This window comes from Aquitalea magnusonii, assembly GCF_003202035.1.
Taxonomy (GTDB): Bacteria; Pseudomonadota; Gammaproteobacteria; order Burkholderiales; family Chromobacteriaceae; genus Aquitalea; species Aquitalea magnusonii.
This window is the reverse complement of the sequence record NZ_QJKC01000002.1, coordinates 365,076-379,445: the sequence shown is the minus strand read 5'-3', so window position 1 is coordinate 379,445 and position 14,370 is coordinate 365,076. Positions and strand designations below refer to the sequence as shown.

14 protein-coding genes are annotated in these 14,370 nt (G+C 63.7%); 7 read left to right on the top strand and 7 right to left on the bottom strand.

All coding sequences use genetic code 11. The features are described from left to right. The 5 genes from DFR38_RS03555 to eat all read right to left on the bottom strand — a co-directional run. Positions 1 to 782 (bottom strand): chemotaxis protein (locus tag DFR38_RS03555; protein ID WP_110313007.1); only part of this gene is annotated, 782 nt, incomplete at its 3' end. 352 nt (positions 783 to 1,134) lie between these two features. Next, positions 1,135 to 1,563, bottom strand: a complete 429-nt coding sequence (locus DFR38_RS03550; RefSeq protein WP_059286910.1) for a hypothetical protein — start codon at positions 1,561 to 1,563, stop codon at positions 1,135 to 1,137. Positions 1,564 to 1,719: 156 nt separating this feature from the next. Further along, positions 1,720 to 2,541 carry an ethanolamine ammonia-lyase subunit EutC gene (gene eutC / locus DFR38_RS03545; RefSeq protein WP_059286909.1) on the bottom strand — a complete coding sequence of 274 codons (822 nt, stop codon included), beginning with the start codon at positions 2,539 to 2,541 and terminating at the stop codon, positions 1,720 to 1,722. Continuing rightward, positions 2,538 to 3,920 (bottom strand): ethanolamine ammonia-lyase subunit EutB, encoded by a 1,383-nt coding sequence (locus DFR38_RS03540; protein WP_059286908.1) that lies wholly within the window; start codon positions 3,918 to 3,920, stop codon positions 2,538 to 2,540. Before DFR38_RS03540 ends, eutC begins: the two co-directional genes overlap by 4 nt. Positions 3,921 to 3,957: 37 nt before the next feature. Beyond that, complete coding sequence (gene eat, locus DFR38_RS03535; protein ID WP_059286907.1) at positions 3,958 to 5,373, bottom strand: ethanolamine permease; 1,416 nt, start codon at positions 5,371 to 5,373, stop codon at positions 3,958 to 3,960. A 365-nt stretch (positions 5,374 to 5,738) separates the two neighbouring features. On the opposite strand from eat, the gene DFR38_RS03530 reads away from it, so the two are divergent. After that, positions 5,739 to 6,713 (top strand): helix-turn-helix domain-containing protein, encoded by a 975-nt coding sequence (locus DFR38_RS03530; RefSeq protein WP_158527683.1) that lies wholly within the window; start codon positions 5,739 to 5,741, stop codon positions 6,711 to 6,713. 20 nt (positions 6,714 to 6,733) lie between these two features. On the opposite strand, the gene DFR38_RS03525 is transcribed toward DFR38_RS03530, so the two are convergent. Then, entirely contained in the window at positions 6,734 to 8,191 is a 1,458-nt protein-coding gene (locus DFR38_RS03525; RefSeq protein ID WP_059286912.1) for an aminotransferase-like domain-containing protein, read from the bottom strand. A gap of 223 nt (positions 8,192 to 8,414) precedes the next feature. Between DFR38_RS03525 and DFR38_RS03520 the strand changes: the two genes are divergently transcribed. The 6 genes from DFR38_RS03520 to DFR38_RS03495 all read left to right on the top strand — a co-directional run bounded on the left by DFR38_RS03520 (position 8,415) and on the right by DFR38_RS03495 (position 13,620). Next, on the top strand, positions 8,415 to 9,029 hold the full coding sequence (locus DFR38_RS03520) for a LysE family translocator (protein ID WP_059286905.1): 615 nt from the start codon (positions 8,415 to 8,417) through the stop codon (positions 9,027 to 9,029). A gap of 110 nt (positions 9,030 to 9,139) precedes the next feature. Then, positions 9,140 to 9,685, top strand: coding sequence for an isochorismatase family protein (locus DFR38_RS03515; protein WP_059286904.1), 546 nt, complete (start codon positions 9,140 to 9,142; stop codon positions 9,683 to 9,685). Between the two features lie 60 nt (positions 9,686 to 9,745). Next, positions 9,746 to 10,654: an EamA family transporter gene (locus DFR38_RS03510; RefSeq protein ID WP_059286903.1), complete on the top strand. Its 909-nt coding sequence runs from the start codon at positions 9,746 to 9,748 to the stop codon at positions 10,652 to 10,654. Next, the gene (locus DFR38_RS03505) at positions 10,644 to 11,567 is read left to right on the top strand and encodes a GlxA family transcriptional regulator (RefSeq protein ID WP_110313005.1); all 924 of its coding nucleotides are present in this window, start codon (positions 10,644 to 10,646) and stop codon (positions 11,565 to 11,567) included. Before DFR38_RS03510 ends, DFR38_RS03505 begins: the two co-directional genes overlap by 11 nt. Before the next feature lie 104 nt (positions 11,568 to 11,671). Further along, the gene (locus DFR38_RS03500; protein ID WP_110313021.1) at positions 11,672 to 12,325 is read left to right on the top strand and encodes an LPP20 family lipoprotein; all 654 of its coding nucleotides are present in this window, start codon (positions 11,672 to 11,674) and stop codon (positions 12,323 to 12,325) included. Beyond that, positions 12,325 to 13,620, top strand: a complete 1,296-nt coding sequence (locus DFR38_RS03495; RefSeq protein ID WP_059285167.1) for a flagellar assembly protein T N-terminal domain-containing protein — start codon at positions 12,325 to 12,327, stop codon at positions 13,618 to 13,620. The genes DFR38_RS03500 and DFR38_RS03495 overlap by 1 nt, the downstream gene beginning before the upstream one ends. 47 nt (positions 13,621 to 13,667) lie before the next feature. Here the strand turns inward: DFR38_RS03495 and DFR38_RS03490 are convergent, their stop codons facing one another. Next, a complete protein-coding gene (locus DFR38_RS03490) occupies positions 13,668 to 14,150 on the bottom strand; it encodes a GNAT family N-acetyltransferase (protein WP_059285168.1) in 483 nt (160 codons plus the stop codon). Between the last annotated feature and the right edge of the window lie 220 nt (positions 14,151 to 14,370).

Genomic DNA, 14,370 nt, shown 5'->3' with positions numbered 1-14,370 from the left:
TTGATCAGCTTGGTCAGCATATAGCCGTCCATTTCCGGCATTTCCACGTCGGTCAGCACCAGGTGCAGGCTTTCGCACAGGCGCTTGCCGGACAGCTCGGCCTGCATGGCCATTTTTTGCAGTTCTTCCCAGGCGCGCATGCCGTTAATGGCGAAGGAGTACTTGACCTGCATGGCATCCAGGGTTTGCTGTACCTGCTTGCGGGCGACGGCGGAGTCGTCGGTGAAGAAGATCATGCGTTCTTCTTCGATGGGTTCGATATTGATGAAGTGATGGGCGTCGTCCACCAGCGAGGTTTCGGCCAGCACTTTTTCCACGTCCATCATCATGGCCAGCGTGCCCTGTTCCAGCTCGGTGACGGCAGTCACCAGGCCGGCCATGCGGTTGGTGATCATGTCCGGTGGCACGCGCATGGCGGACCAGTCCAGGCGCAGGATGGTATCCACCGCCTCGACCAGAAAGCCCTGCGTCTTGCCGTTGTATTCGGTGACGATCATGATTTCCGGCTTGTTGCTGGTGACGATGCCGGCGTATTTGGCCAGATCGATCACCGGCACCAGCGAGCCGCGCAGGCTGACCATGCCTTCTACTGATGATGGCATTTCCGGGGCAGAGGTGATTTCAGGGGTACGCATGACTTCGCGCACCTTGAACACGTTGATACCGAAAATTTCCTTTCTCCCCGTACGCTGGTCGTGACCCAGGGAGAACAGCAGGATTTCCAGCTTGTTGGTCCCCGCCAGTTTTGTTCTGGCATCGATTTTTTTAAGAAGGTCTGACACTAAGGCATCCTAGGTGATGTTTGGAATGGTGCAGCGCAAGCGCCGGTTCTGGCGGATGTGCCACTTCTGCTGGCGCAGTGGCGGCTGATGGCTCGCAAAGGACAGGGCCACAGCACTGGCAGGCTGCTTGCAGTTTATTGCATGGTTTTTAAACTTTTATGCGCCTCAGAGCCGCGCTTAATAAACCACACTATAGCTACTGTTGTTGAAAACAGCCAAGCGCTGCAAGGTTTTGTCTGATGCAATAGCGGGTAAATGGCTGTTACTGGCCAGAGTGAGAGGCATATCCATGCCTTGGCACCGCATTTCCTGCAATTAATCACGCGCTGGCCTGGCCATCACCGCGCTGCATTCACGGCCTGTTTTCCCCCGGCGACAAGGCTTGCGGATAGCCCGGATGACACATGACGCTGGCGCGCAGGCGCATGCGCTTGTCGTTGTTTGGCAGATCGACGATCCAGTCTCCTGCTGCGCTGGACATCAGCAGCGCCACTTCCTGTCCTTGCCGGCTCATGATGTCGCGGAAGACCGCACCGTCATCCACATGCAACTTGCCCTGGTCGGTCATGATGCCGTAGCTGCTGACAAAGGGGCTGCTATTACCCTCTTTGTATTCTTTACCCCAGCCGATCAGGTATTTGCGGATGAGGCAGTCCTGATCATTGTGCTGGGCGACGCTGGCAGGCTTGTTCAGGGATTGCAGCAAATCCTTGCCGCTTTGCAGCAGATCGCTGCAAGCGCTGAGGCAAACAACGCTGCTGAGGAGGAAGATGGCCCGCATGGTGCTCCGGGGTGTGGCAATGCTGCGCAAGGGCAGGCTGGTTTACGGTCTGGCAGCAGCAGTCTGGCTGATGCATTGTGCATACTACCGCAAATCAGCGCCCAAGCGGAATGTTCGGCCAGCCAAATGGCCTGCGCTGGTGGGGGCAGGATGGACTCATCCCGCTTGTGCGGTTGCAGCCACAAGCCGGTTCTGCAGGTCCAGCCAGCCTTGTTCTGCCGCGCTGCCATCCTTGAGCGCCACCCCGGTGCCACTGCCGCGACCGGCGCGGATCAGCCAGGCCAGCTTGTAGGCCGCCAGCGGGTAGGGCAGGCCTTGCGGGCGCACATTGGAAATGCAATTGCGCTGTGAATCCATGCAGCCGACCCGTGGTGCGCTGGTGAGATACACCCCCAGGCTGTCCGGCGAGCTCAGGCCGGGGCGCTCGCCAATCAGCATCACCACCATGGCCGCCTGCAGGCATTCGCCCACCTCATCGGCTAGCGCTACCCTGGCTTCCGCCGCCAGTACCACCGGCCCCACGCGCAAACCTTGCTGCTGCAATAGCGGCAGGGTGGCGGCAAGCAGCGGCAGGGCATGGCTGGCCACGGCGCGGGCGGACAGTCCATCGCCAATCACGAACAGCACATCACAGGGCTCCACCCCGGCAGCCAACAGGTTGGCGCGGCTGTCCGGGTGCAGGCGGCGACCCTGGTCCGGCCTTTGCAGATAGGCCGCGCGGCTGGCGGCGGCGCTACGCACTTGCAGGCTGGGCAATTGCAGGTCTTGCAGGGCTGCGCTCAGCGCAGACAAGTCCAGCGGGGTGTGCACGGCATCGCGTGCCTGGGCATGGGCCAGGGCAAAGCGCAAGGTTTCGCGGGTGGGCAGGCTGGAGCCCACCCGTCCCAGCGCAATACGCGCCACGGTATGGCTGGCCAATTCCTGCCAGCTGTCTTCGGTAATCGGGCTGATGCCGCTGTGCGGGAGGGGGGCATTCATCGGAAGGTCTCCATCAATTGCAGCAGGGCTTGCTGGCGGTCTTGCGCCTGTAGCTTGCCGGCGCGGGTGATGGCCATGCTTTCCAGCCAGTCTTCAAACTCGGGTGCCCGTTTCAGCCCCAGCAGCTGGCGCAGGTAGAGCGCATCATGAAAGGAGGTGCTCTGGTAGCCCAGCATGATGTCGTCGGCACCCGGTACGCCGATGATGAAATGGATGCCGGCCGTGCCCAGCAGGGTGAGCAGGCTGTCCATATCGTCCTGGTCGGCCTCGGCATGGTTGGTGTAGCAGATGTCGCAGCCCATGGGCAGGCCCAGCAGCTTGCCGCAAAAGTGGTCTTCCAGCCCGGCGCGGATGATCTGCTTGCCGTTGTACAGGTATTCCGGGCCGATAAAGCCCACCACGGTATTCACCAGCAAGGGCGAGAAATGCCGCGCCACGGCATAGGCGCGCACTTCGCAGCTTTGCTGGTCCACGCCCCAGTGGGCATTGGCCGATAGCGCGCTGCCCTGGCCGGTTTCGAAATACATCACATTGTCGCCCACCGTGCCGCGCCCGAGTTGCTGCGCGGCCTGCTGCGCTTCGGCCAGCACCGCCAGATTGATGCCAAAGCCGCTATTGGCTTTTTCGGTACCGGCAATCGACTGGAATACCAGGTCCACCGGCGCACCGCGCCGGATCAGTTCCAGTGTGCTGGTGACATGGGTCAGCACACAGCTTTGGGTGGGAATGGCATAGCGCTGGCGCACCTCGTCCATCAGCGCCAGCATGGTGTGGATGGTTTCCGGGCTGTCGCTGGCCGGATTGATGCCGATCATCGCATCGCCCGCGCCATACAGCAGGCCGTCCAGCATGGCGGCGGCAATGCCGCGTGCGTCATCGGTGGGATGGTTGGGCTGCAGGCGTACGCCCATGTGACCGGGCAGGCCCTGGGTATTGCGAAAACGGGTGATCACCCGGCATTTGCTGGCCACCCACACCAGATCCTGGTTGCGCATCAGCTTGCTGACGGCGGATACCATTTCCGGGGTCAGGCCGGGGGCCACCGCTGCCAGCGTGTGGCTGCTGGCGGCATCGGACAACAGCCAGTCGCGCAGGCCGCCCACCGTCAGGTGACGGATGGGAGCAAAGGCGTGGGCGTCGTGGCTGTCGATGATCAGGCGGCTGACCTCGTCCTCTTCGTAGGGAATCAGCAGCTCGTTGAGAAAGGTCAGCAGCGGCACATCGGCCAGGCACATCTGTGCCGCCACCCGTTCTTCGGCGCTGCTGGCAGCAATGCCGGCCAGCTGGTCGCCGGAACGCAAGGGCGTGGCGCGGGCCAGCAGGGTTTTCAGGTCGTCAAAGCGGTAACGGCGCGGACCGATGGTGATGGCGTAGCTCATGGTTTACCGGGGTGTGCCGGACACACCCCGCCTTTCATTATTTGCTGCGGGCGACTGCCGCTTGCAGACGTGCGGCATCATTGCCTTCCAGCAGCACATCGCTGGCGGCGGCAGCACGCTGGCGGTGGGTGAGCAGGTAGTAGGCATAGGCCACGGCCAGGCTGCCGGCAAAAATCAGCGCCAGCAGCTGGTTGTACCAGACCATGGCAATCAGGCAGATCACGGCGCAGGCCAGGGCCAGGCCCGGCAGCAGCGGATAGGCCGGAGCGCTGAACGGACGGGCCAGCGCCGGCTCCCTTCGACGCAGCTGGAACAGCGCCAGCATGGACACGATGTACATCACGATGGCACCGAATACCGACAGGGTGACGATGTTGGCGGTCAGCGGCTGGCCGGCGATCTGGATCAGGTCATCACTGAAGATGGCGGCGATGCCGATTATCCCGCCGACGATGATGGCACGATGCGGTGTCTTGAAGCGCGGGTGGATCACCGCCAGCATCGGCGGCAGGTAGCCGGCACGGGCCAGCGCGAAAATCTGCCGCGAATAGCCCATGATGATGCCGTGGAAGCTGGCAATCAGCCCCAGCAGGCCCAGCCATACCAGCATGTGCAGCCAGCCGCTGTTGCTGCCGACGATCAGCTTCATCGCCTGCGGCAGCGGGTCGTTGATATTGGCCAGCTTGCTCCAGTCACCGGCACCACCCGCCATGATCATCACGCCCATGGCCAGTGCCACCAGGGTGAGGATGCCGGCTACATAGGCGCGCGGAATGGTGCGGCTGGGGTCCTTGGCTTCCTCGGCGGCCATGGCAGCCCCTTCGATGGCCAGGAAGAACCAGATGGCAAAGGGAATGGCGGCAAACATGCCACCGACGGCGCTCAGGCTGAAGCTGTCGCTGCCGGCCCAGCCGTGGTGGGTGAAGTTGTCCCAGCTAAAGCCCGGCGACACCACGCCCATGAACAGCAGCAGTTCAAAGATGGCCAGCAGGGTGACCACCAGCTCGAAGGCTGCCGCCACGCTGACGCCGACGATATTCAGCGCCATGAACACGATGTAGGCGCCACAGGCAATCCATTTGGCGCTCAGTTCCGGAAACTGTACGTTTAGATAAGCACCAATGGCCAGGGCGATGGCCGGCGGCGCAAACACGAATTCGCACAAGGTGGCAAAACCGGCGACAAAGCCGCCGACCGGGCCAAAGGCGCGGCGGGCATAGGCAAACGGTCCGCCGGCATGCGGGATGGCGGTGGTCAGCTCGGTAAAGCTGAAAATGAAGGCCGTGTACATGATGGCGACGAAGATGGAACTGAGCAGAAAGCCCAGTGTGCCGGCCTGGGCCCAGCCATAGCTCCAGCCGAAATATTCGCCCGAGATCACCAGCCCGACGGCGATCCCCCATAGTTGCCAGCCGCCCAGCTTGCGCGCCAGGCCGTGATTGCTGCTGCTCATCAGATTTCCCCTTGTTTTGTCACTGCTCCCTGTCCAGTGCCGTGGCAACTGGTTCCTGCTGTGCATGCTAGGGACTGCCCTGGCGCCGGCGTTATCGAAAATCGGAAAACAATTTGTGGCGGATGGCGGGCGCGACTGGTAGCGGCACCGTTGGTGCAAAAGCCGTGCCTGCCGCTGGTCTTGCCGTGGTGCACGCAATGGGCGCTGCGGCTGGGTTCTGGCACCGGGATGAGGCATGCGGCGCTGGCGTTTGCACCGCGGCAGGGAAATTGCCGATTTACGATAGCCATCAGCGGCTGCTGGCCGGGAATGGCCTGGTGCGCTTCTTGCATTGCCTGTCTGCAACAGTAATGCAGGAGCAGGCAATGGAGCCGCTGGGACATGGAATAGCGCTGCAGTTCGTCACCCGACTGGCAGAAGATGCCGCCGATCAGGCCGCCTTTATCAGTGGCTGGCAGCAGGATTACGCGCAGATCTCCTGCGGGCGTTTTGCCGGCCGGCTGGATGAGCTGTGCCTGGGGCGCTTGCAGGTGTTTCGCGAATACGCGGCCCGCGAAACCTTTCAGCTGTGCCAGCCATGGCCGGGGGCGATCTGGTTCGGCATTCCGGCGCCGGGCAGTGGCGAGCGCCTGCGCTTTCATGGGCGCAGCGTGCCGCCCTCCGCCGTGCTGGTGGCCATGGGGGGCAGCGATTTCACCTTGCGCACCCCGGATGACTTCACCATCTATGGCGTGGTGCTGGAACAGACGGTGCTGCAGCAGCGTCATCTGCAATTGTTTGGCCGGGACATGCCGGCGTGCTGGCTGCAAACCGCCGCCGTACAGCTGCCGCAGGCCAGCCATCTGACCCTGTGCCGGCAACTGGGCGAGCTGCTGGCGCTGGCACGACAGACACCAGACCGCATAGGCCGGCAGCTGTTGCTGGATTGTTCGGCCGATGCCTTGCTGCTGGCCATGGCGCAAGCCTTGCCGGCGGCGGTGGCCGGGCGCGACAGCAGCAGTCAGCGACACTGGCAATGGGTGGAGCAGGCCAGGCAGCGTGCGCTGCAGCCGGCGGCGCGGCCGCTGACGGTGGAAGATCTGTGCCGCGAACTGCACGTGACCCGGCGTACGCTGCAAAACGGTTTTCAGGAAGTCACCGCCATGAGCCCGCTGCCTTTCTTGCGGGCGCTCAGGCTCAATCAGGTGCGCCGCCTGCTGCGCTCACCGCAGGGGGCGGCCGACAGCATCCAGCAACTGGCCGAGGACTGGGGCTTTGCCACGCCCAGCCATTTCAGCTACGACTACCGCCGGCTGTTTGGCGAAACGCCCAGCCAGACCCGGCAGCGACCACCGCGCTGAGCGGGTGCCAGCTCGCCCTGTCAGGCCAGTTGCTGCTGTGCCAGCATGCCGACGCGGGTGAGGGCGGCGACATAGCGCTCGTCCAGCGGATAGCAGCAGGACAGGCGCATGGCATTGCGGTAACGGCCGCCTGGCGAATACAGCGGGCCGGGCATGATGCTGATGTTTTCGGCGATGGCGGCGTGAAACAGCGCCACGCTGTCGCAGGCTTCCGGCAGTTCCAGCCAGATCAGAAAGCCGCCGGCCGGGTCGGTGGCGCGGGTGCCGGCCGGGAAGTGGCGGGCAATCAGGCCGCGCACCTTTTCCACATGCTGGGCGTAATGGCGCTTGAGCGCGCGCAGGTGGTGGTCGTAACCGCCCGACTCCAGAAACGCGCCCAGGGTTTCGGACAGCACCATGGGCTGGGCGACAGAAGACGCAAATTTCAGCTTGCGCAAGGCCGCGCCAAAGCGGCCGCCCTCCATCCAGCCGATGCGGAAATCCGGGGCCAGCGTCTTGGTGTAGCTGGTGCAGAAGATGATCCAGCCGTCTTCATCAAAGGCCTTGGCCGCCGGTGCCTGGGTGTCGCTGAACTGCAGCTCGGCATACAGGCCATCCTCGATCAGCGGCACCTGGTAGTGATTCACCAGCCGCGCCAGCCGCTTCTTGGCCTCCAGCGGCATGCTGCAGCCCAGCGGATTATGAATGTTGGGCATGGCCACCAGTGCGCTGATGCGGCCCTCCGACAACAACAGCTCCACCGCATCCACCGACAGCCCGTGCTGCGGGTCGGTGGGGATCTCCACCGCCTTCAGGCCCAGGCTGGCAAACAGCGGCAGCAGATTGAAATAGGTGGGCGACTCCAGCCCCACCGCATCGCCCGGCTTGGTGACGGCGCGCAGCGCCAGCTGCAGCGCTTCCATGCAGCCATTGGTGAGAATGATGTTTTCCGCCTGCAAGGCCATGCCCAGTTCCATGCTGCGGCGGGCAATCTGTACCCGCAGCCGCTCCGAGCCGGGGGGCAGGGCATAGGTGCTGACCATGCCGGGCTGGCGACGCAATATCTGCCCCATCAGCCGGGCCAGCTTGTTGCCGGGGTAGAAGTCGCTGCCACGCGGGCAGGCCAGCGCCAGGTCGATGAAGCCGGGAGTTTGCTGGGCATCCAGTACCGCGCCGATCAGGTCCAGCACCTTGCTCTCGGTCGGCTTGGCGGCACTGCTTTGCATCATGGCCGGGCGTGCCGGCGAGGGCAGGCGGGCGCGCACATAATAGCCGGACTGCGGCCTGGCCTCGATCAGCCCGCGGTCTTCCAGCACCCGGTAGGCGGCCACCACGGTATTCAGGCTCAGTTGCCGGCTTTGCGAGGTGCGCCGCACCGAGGGCAGGCGCGAGCCAGGCGGCAGCGTGCCACGGGCAATCGCCAGTGACAGGTCTTCAGCCAGTTGCTGGTAAAGCGTGGCGCTGGTGCCGCTGGTACGGGGCTGGGGGGAACTGGGCATGGCAAGCATCCGGGCAAGACAGGTAACAGGCAGACAATGCCGCAGCCGCTGTCGTAGCAACAGTGACAGTGCTCGCCATAGTCTGTGGTGACAGTTACGATAAACCCGGTACTGTCACCATGACAATAGTGGATTATTGCGGCTGTCACCATGGGGCAGACCCGCCTTAGCATGATGGGGAAGCGCCGCACCATGGCCGGCGCCTGCACACCGGAGCCCTGACATGCTGGAAGTCGCCTTGCTGTCCTATGTGGGCGTGATGTCGATCACGCCCGGTCCCAATAATCTGATGCTGGCCAGTTCCGGCGTCAATTACGGTTTTCGCCGTACCCTGCCGCACATGCTGGGCATCAGCCTGGGCTGTGCGGCGCAGGTGTTCATCACCGCCAGCCTGCTGGCCTGGGCCTTGCAATGGCTGCAGGCGGCGCGGCTGCCACTGGCGGTGGCCGGCTGTATCTATCTATTGTGGCTGTCGTGGAAGATTGCCCGCTCCGGTTCGCCGCAAGGCGTGGCCGAAGGCCGGCCGATGAGTTTTATTGCGGCGGCGCTGTTCCAGTGGGTGAATCCCAAGGCCTGGGTGATGGTGCTGAATGCCGCCATCCTGTTCATGCCGGCCGATGGCAGCCAGCGGCTGGGTGCGGCCTTGCTGCTGGCCGTGATTTTTGCCGTGGTGAACCTGCCCTGTATCAGCCTGTGGGCCTGGCTGGGCGAGCGCTTGCGCCACCTGCTGTCAGCGGCGCGCGGCCTGTTGCTGTTCAATCTGAGCATGGGGCTGCTGATGGCCGCTACCGCCTTGTATCTGCTGCTGGACGAGCTGCGCCATGCCATGCCGCTCTGATACCGCCTGCCAGCTTGTCCGGATTTGACCGTGTCTTGTCCGTGACTGGCCTGCTGCCAGCAGCAGGCAGCCGATAGACTGTGTCCACATTTCTCCCGAGGACTTCTATCATGCATCAGGCAGCCCTGCTGGTCATCGATGTACAGGATTCGTTTTTACAGCGCGATTACTGGGACGAGGCAGCCTTGCTGCCATTTCGCGCCCGGCTGTTGGCCTTGATTGCCGGCGCGCGGGCGGCGGGTGTTCCGGTGCTGTATGTCTTGCATGAAGATGGCGACGGCCCGTTTGCCGCGGCAAGTGGTTTTGTGCGGCCCATGGACTGGCTGCCGGCCAATCCGGATGCCATCTTCATCAAACACGTGCACAATGCCCTGCTGGATTCCGGCCTGCAGCCCTGGCTGGCCGAACGCGGCATCAGCAGGCTGCTGGTGTCCGGCATCCGTACCGAGCAGTGCTGCGAAACCACCACGCGGGTGGCATCCGATCTGGGCTTTGCCGTGGATTTTGTCAGCGAGGCCACGCTTACCTTTGCCATGCGTCACCCGCTGAGCGGCCGGCTGTTCAGTGCCGATGAAATCCGCGAAAAGACCGAGCTGGTGCTGGCCGGCCGCTTTGCCGACATCGTCACGGTGGAGCAGGCGCTGGCACGGCTGTAAACGACCCATTTATCCGGCAGGCAGGCCACGGTGGCCGGCGGCCGTTACGGAGCAAGTTTCATGCCCTTGAAGGATGTTTTGCAGGCGCTGGCCATCGTGCTGATCTGGGGTGTCAATTTCGTGGTGATCAAGTACGGTGTGGCCGATGTGCCGCCCTTGCTGCTGGGGGCCTTGCGCTTCATGCTGGCGGCCTTTCCCGCCGTGCTGCTGGTGCGCCGGCCCAGCCTGCCCTGGGGCTGGGTGCTGGCCTATGGCTTGTGCGTGGGCTTTGGCCAGTTTGCCTTCCTGTTTTCTGCCATCAAGCTGGGCATGCCGGCCGGCCTTGCCTCGGTGGTGTTGCAGTCGCAGGCATTTTTTACCCTGATTCTGGCCGGGCTGCTGCTGCATGAGCGCTGGCAGGCGGCGCAAATCCTGGGCCTGTTGTGTGCCTGTGCTGGCCTCGCGCTGATTGGCCTGGCCAAGGGCGGCAGCATGACCGCCATCGGCTTTGGTCTGACACTGGCGGCGGCGGTCTGCTGGGCCTCGTCCAACATCATCGTGCGGCTGATGGGCAAGGCGGGGCACACGGTGCAGCCGCTCAACCTGGTGGTGTGGTCCAGCCTGGTGCCGCCGCTGCCTTATCTGGCCATGTCGTGGTGGCTGGAAGGGCCGGCGCGCATGGAGCTGGCGCTGCGTCATTTTTCGCTCGGTTCTTTCCTGGCGGTGGCTTATCTCGCCTTCATGGCCACCTTGCTGGGCTATGGCATGTGGAGCCGCCTGCTCAGCCGCCATCCGGCCAACAAGGTGGCTCCGTTCTCACTGCTGGTGCCGGTGGTGGGCGTACTCACCTCCGCGCTGTTGCTGGGCGAGCGGCTCAGTCTGTTGCAGGCGGCGGGCAGCGTGCTGTTGCTGGCCGGGCTGGTGGTGAACGTGTTTGGCGGCATGGTGCTGGCGCGCTGGCGGCGCGGGACGGTGGCCCATGGCGCGTGAGGTCTGGTTTGTCCTGCCGCCGCGTTTCATGCTGCTGGACTTTGCCGGCCCAGCCGAGGCCATGCGCATTGCCAGCGAGTTTGGCGCGGATTTCCATCTGCATTACGCCGCGGTGGAGCCGCAGGTGCGCTGCTCGCTGGGTTTGCCACTCGGCGGCATGGCCGCTCTGCCACAGCAACTGCCGGATGACAGCCTGATCATCGTCCCCGGTGCCGATTGCTCGGCCGAGGCATATGTCATGCCCGAGGCGCGGCAGATCGTGCGCTGGCTGGCTGCCTGTGTCGATCCGCAGCGTCATCTGCTGGCCACCATCTGCTCTGCGGCCTTGCTGGCTGGCTCGGCCGGCCTGCTGGCGGGGCGGCAGTGCACCACCCATCACAGCCTGATTGCGCGCCTGCAAGCCAGCGATGCCAGCGCCCGGGTGCAGGAAAACCGGGTGTTCGTGCAGGATGGCCGGCTGTGGACCAGTGCCGGCATCACCGCCGGCATCGATCTGGCGCTGTATCTGATCAGCCAGCTGGCGTCGCCGGCCATTGCCCGCGATGTGGCGCGGGAAATGGTGGTGTACTTCCGCCGCGCCGGGCAGGATGCCCAGCTTTCGCCCTGGTTGGCCCATCGCAATCACCTGCATCCGGCGGTGCACAAGGTGCAGGACCTGATTGCCGCCAGGCCGCAGGATGACTGGAGCCTGCCGGCCCTGGCCAGCCAGGTGCATGTCAGTCCACGCCATCTGTCGCGGCTGTTCCGCGAACATGCCGGGGTGTCGGTGCACGATTATCATCTGGCACTGCGCGCCGCGCTGGCCGGGCAGTGGCGTGCCGCCGGCCTGTCCAAGGAAAAGGCTGCGCTGGCGGCGGGTTTTTCCTCGGCCCGGCAGTGGCAGCGCGCCGTGCAGTCGGCTCAGGCGCTCTGACAAAAATTAACTCAAGTTTACCCGCCGTCAGCCGATATAATGCTGACGCTGCGGCATGGACCGTCCGCAATCCGCATCCAGAACAAGTAGAAATGGTAATCGCCATGAACACCTGCACTCGCCGTATGGCCGCCGTATCCCTGTTGCTGGGCCTGACTGCCTGCGCCTCCGCCAGCCAGCCCACTGCCGAGTCAGCCATGCGCCCGCTGGCCGAGCCGCCTGCCAGCAGCGGCAGTTACACCGGTGTGGGCTATGCCGGCGCCGGTATCGAACCGGAAGCCCCCAAAGTGGTGGTGAAGGAAGTGAATCCCTATGCCCCGGTCACCATCCGCGCCACCGGCAATGGTGCCGCACCTTACACCTCGGCGCTGACCCCGTCGCAGCGCAAGCTGCTGTCGATGCGCGCCGCGCGGCTGGATGCTTTCCGCTCCATTGCCGAACAGGTGCAGGGCATGAAACTGGTGGGTAACAGCTCGGTGGCCAATATGGTGGCCACCAGCGATGGTTTCCGCACCTATGTTGATGCCTATCTGCGCGGCGTGCGCATGGTGTCCACCAGCATGCTGCCGGATGGCACCAGCGAGGCCGTGGCCGAAATCACCCTGGATCAGGATTTCTACAAGCAATACAAGAATGCGCTGGAAAAAACTGGTAGTGTGATGAAGGCAGCCCAGCAAAACGGTGTTGCCGGGGTCGAGTGCGCCGAAGGCAACTGCGGAGCCTCACGTTACGAAAGCAATTTTTACGTAGCTCACTGATGACGATACGTTTGCTTACCCGCCAAGTTGCCGCCCTTGTGGCGGCTTTTGCTTTGTGTGCCCCGGTATGGGCCGCGCCGATTGTCGCCGAAGGCATGGCCGCCATGGATGCCGGCAGTCCGGCTGCGCGTGAAATGGCGATTCGCGATGCCTTGCAGCAGGCGGCCATCAGCAATGGTGCCGAGCTGCAATCGCTGCAGCTGATGGAGTCGGGCAATGTCAGCGAAAGCAGCGTGCTGTCTGCGCCATCGCTGCAGGGCAAGGTCAGGATACTGCAGGAGTACAGCAGTGACGGCGTGTATCACGTGCGGCTGAGCATAGACCCGCAAGCCAGTGCCGCCGGCCCGGTGGGCAGTGCGCCCAAGCCGGCGCAGAATGCCAATTGCGGCATGCCGGCGGGGCGGGTGCTGCGGCGCAAGCTGCTGACCACCTATTTTTATGTGGTCAACCCGGCCGAGGCCAATGACCTGCAGGATCTGGCCACCGCCCTGCCAGGAGAGATGGCACGCCGCCTACGCCAGCAGGGACCGTTTGACGTGCGCAATGCCAGCCACCTGACCGTGCTGAGCAATATGGCGGCCGACGAGCCGGTGGCCGGTTGGGATACCGTGCGCGAGCTGGGGCGGCGCGAGGATGTGCAGTTCGTCATCGCCGGGCGGGTACTGTCTACCGGGGTGGTGGGCAAGAGCCTGCGCCACACCATGTATGAATCCAACAATACCAGCCAGCAGGGGGCGTATTACACCGGACCGCTGGCCGGCCTGTTTGGCGGTGCGCTCAAGTACGCGCCATCGGCACGGCAGTTCGACATGGAACTGTGGGTGTATGACGCGCTGACCGGCGCGGTACTGGCCGACCAGCGCTTCAGCCGGGTCGCCCAGGGCAAGGTGGTGGAGCAATTGCCGGCCGCCTTTGCCAGCGCTGCTTTCTGGCAGGGCGACTATGGCAAGGTGGTGGATGGCCTGCTTGATCAGGCTAGCCGCCAGCTGGTTGATCTGGTCAGCTGCATTCCCTTGTCGGCCAAGGTGGTGAAGGTAGAGGATGGCCGGCAGCTGTTCATCAATGTGGGCGGACTGGATGGCATGAAGGTGGGCGACCAGATGCTGCTGTACAAGCCGCGCTCGGATCAGATACTGCGCAGCGGTGGCGGTGTGCGCGAGCTGGGTGTGCCGGAGGATTTGTCCGGCACCATCACCCTGACCCAGGTGCAGCCCAATTTCTCCATCGCCCAGGTGCAAAGTGCCCGGCTCAAGGTGGAAGAGGGGGATTACGTGCGCTTCATGACCCGGCGTTGACCTGACAAAAAAGCCCCGCAAGTGCGGGGCTTTTGGCTGGTGCAGGTTCAGGCCTGTTCGGCAAATTGCAGCAGGGCATCGCCGGCCAGGCGGTAGCGTATCCATTCCGACTGGGCAGCGGCGCCAAAGGATTCGTAAAAATCGATGGCCGGCTGGTTCCAGTCCAGCACGCTCCATTCGAAGCGCCCGCAGCCACGGGCCACCGCCAGTTGCGCCAGATGGCGCAGCAGCCGCTTGCCGGCGCCGCTGCCGCGTGCCGCCGGGGTGATGTACAGATCTTCCAGATACAGGCCGGATTTGCCCAGCCAGGTGGAATAGCTGAAAAAATACACCGCGTAGCCGATGGGCTGGCCGTGCTGCAGGCAGATCAGGCTTTCGGCGCTGGCCGCGTCACCAAACAGCGACTGTTCGATATCGGCCACGCTGGCCACCACTTCCTGTTCGGCTTTTTCATAGATGGCCAGCTCACGGATGTAATGCAGGATCAGCGCGGCATCCGCGCGGGTGGCCGGACGAATTTCTATGCTCACAAGTAACTCCTGATTGGCGCGGGCTAGCCCGCCTGCTCAATATGGCAAGTGCCATGAGCGGGCTGGTTTGCTCTGTCCATGGTTTATTGACAAACCCACACGCGCTTGGCAGCAAGCGCGGCACCCTTGCAGGGTAAGGGGGCAGGGGAGTAGACGGGAAGGCTGCGGACTCGCTCAGTGAGTGGAATCTCACAGATTACTTTGTCCGCAGCCTGCGGGC